We start from the raw sequence: 2,133 nt of genomic DNA on the forward strand, positions 1-2,133 counted from the left end.
TGCGCGGCCAGGCCGATCGCCTGCGCCGCCGCGAGTTGCGCGGCCGGCGTATTGCCTTGCGCCTGCGCGACCTGGGCCTGGTAGAAGATGTCGTTCGCGCCGCCGTTGATCAGCACGATCTGGCCGGCGTTGAAGCTGCCGTGCTGCGTCAGGTACTGCTTGACCTGGTCGGCGATCGGCGTGGTGGTCGCCTGCGCGTAGTCGGGGTTCGGCACGCTGGCGTCCGCATGGCCGATGCCCGGCTGCAGCGTCACGCGCGAGCCGCCCTGCGCGTAGCCGAGGCCGCCGGTGGCCTGCAGCGGGATGCCGAAGCCGCCCTGGTTCGCGGGCTGCAGCGTGTCGCCGTAGTACTGCGCGACGTTCTGCGTCCACACCTGGCCCGGGTTGGTCGTGAAGCGGCCGCCGCCGAAGCCGAGCTTGATCTGCGAGTAGGTGCCGACGTCGGACAGGCTGTCGCCGAACGACACGATCTGCATCTTCACGCCCGACGGCGGCGTGGTCGATGCGCTGCTGCCGTTGTTGTCGTCACCGCCGCCGCATGCGGCNNCGAGCAGCGCGAGCGCGGCGCCGGCGATCGCGACCTGCGCGGTGCGCAGCATGCGCTGACGCGTGCGGGAAAGTGCGTGTTGTTGTGTCTGCATCGTTCTATCTCCTCGTAGATATGGCCCTGATGTATTTCTCATCTGCCGCGTGCCTGCTCGGTTCCGGGCTGCGCGGCGGCCGTTGGCTGAAACGGTTTATCGGTCGCGCGCAGCCGCCGGCGGCGCGGTGCGCGGATCCTGGTTCGCGGCCTCGGCAATCTGCGCATGATAAGCGCTCGCCCATTCGGGCGGGCCGAAAATCGCGCGCAGCTTGTTGCGCCATCCGCCGACGCGCCACGCGTCGGACGCCATCGCCACCCACTCGTGGAACGTCGCGACGAGCGGGTTGTTCGAGTCGAGCCGCTCGACGATCCCGTACTGCGGCGGATCGTCGGGCGTTTCGTCGACGTAACTGCCGAACAGGCGATCCCAGATCACCAGGACGCCTGCGTAATTGCGATCGATGTAGCGCGCGTTGCGCGCGTGGTGCGCGCGGTGGATCGACGGCGTGTTCAGCACGTATTCGAGCCAGCCGAGCTTGCCGATCGCCTGCGTGTGCACGAAGAACTGGAACGCGAGGTTGATCAGCACGATGCCGACGACCTGTTGCGGCGGAAAGCCGGCGAACGCGAGCGGCAGCCAGAACAGCCACATGCCCGCGACCGGGTACATCAGGCTCTGGCGGAACGCGGTCGAGAAATTCATCCGCTCGGACGAGTGGTGCACGACATGCGCGGCCCACAGCCAGCGCACGCGATGGCTCGCGCGATGGAACACGTAGTAGAGGAAGTCCTGCGCGACGAACAGCACGGCGAACGACAGCCAGCCGTCGTGCCACGTGTAAAGACGATAGTGCCGGTAGCAGTACGCATAGACGGGAATCACGAACAGCCATGCGAGCTTGTCGGCGCCCTGGTGCATCAGCGCGAGCGCCGCGTTGCACAGCGTATCGCGCCACGCATAGATGCGGTCCTGCGCACGGGTGCGGGCGAGGTGCCAGGCCTCCCACGCGATGCAGAGCAGGAAGACGGGCGCCAGCGCGAGCAGAAGCAATTCGACGTCGAATCGCATGGGCGTGTCTCCTTCGTTCCCCTGCAAGCCATGAGGCCGGGCGTGTGGCCCGTTGTAGATATCGGTCAGGCCAACAGCCTACGCAATCGTCACGCGCTAGGCGAGGGGGGAGCGTAGAGGGTTCCCTCTGAGGACAGGGTTTCTACGGAATCCGTACTGCGCGGGGCCGGGCGGTGCGGCCCCGTTTTGCGTGCGCGGCGTGCGCGCCGCGCGTCACGCGAGAGGGGCGGCGGCGTTTCAAACCGCGCGGCGCGAAATTTCGCGGGCGAAAGAGGACGGGAAGCGCGGGCCGCGTTGTCACGACGGCCCGATGTACGGTGCGCGGATCGTCAGTGCGCGCCCGCGTAGATCCACTCGAGCAGCGTGTCGTGCGCGGCGCGTGCGCCTTCCGCGTGATCGTCGTTGATGAAGCTGACCACGACGTAGCTCTGGCCGTCCGCGCCGGCGACGTAGCCGGCGATCGCGCGCACGTCGCGCAGCG

Annotated in this window: 2 protein-coding genes; both read right to left on the reverse strand. The window is 67.9% G+C overall.

Going from position 1 to position 2,133, the window contains the following annotated elements:
- The coding region (locus A9Z05_RS01735) for an SGNH/GDSL hydrolase family protein (protein ID WP_256121818.1) at positions 1–545 on the reverse strand (545 nt) is incomplete at both ends.
- Between the two features lie 192 nt (positions 546–737).
- Positions 738–1,652, reverse strand: coding sequence for a sterol desaturase family protein (locus tag A9Z05_RS01740; RefSeq protein WP_069616632.1), 915 nt, complete (start codon positions 1,650–1,652; stop codon positions 738–740).
- Between the last annotated feature and the right edge of the window lie 481 nt (positions 1,653–2,133).

The sequence above is a fragment of the Burkholderia sp. A2 genome, assembly GCF_001729305.1.
Classification (GTDB): Bacteria; Pseudomonadota; Gammaproteobacteria; order Burkholderiales; family Burkholderiaceae; genus Burkholderia; species Burkholderia sola.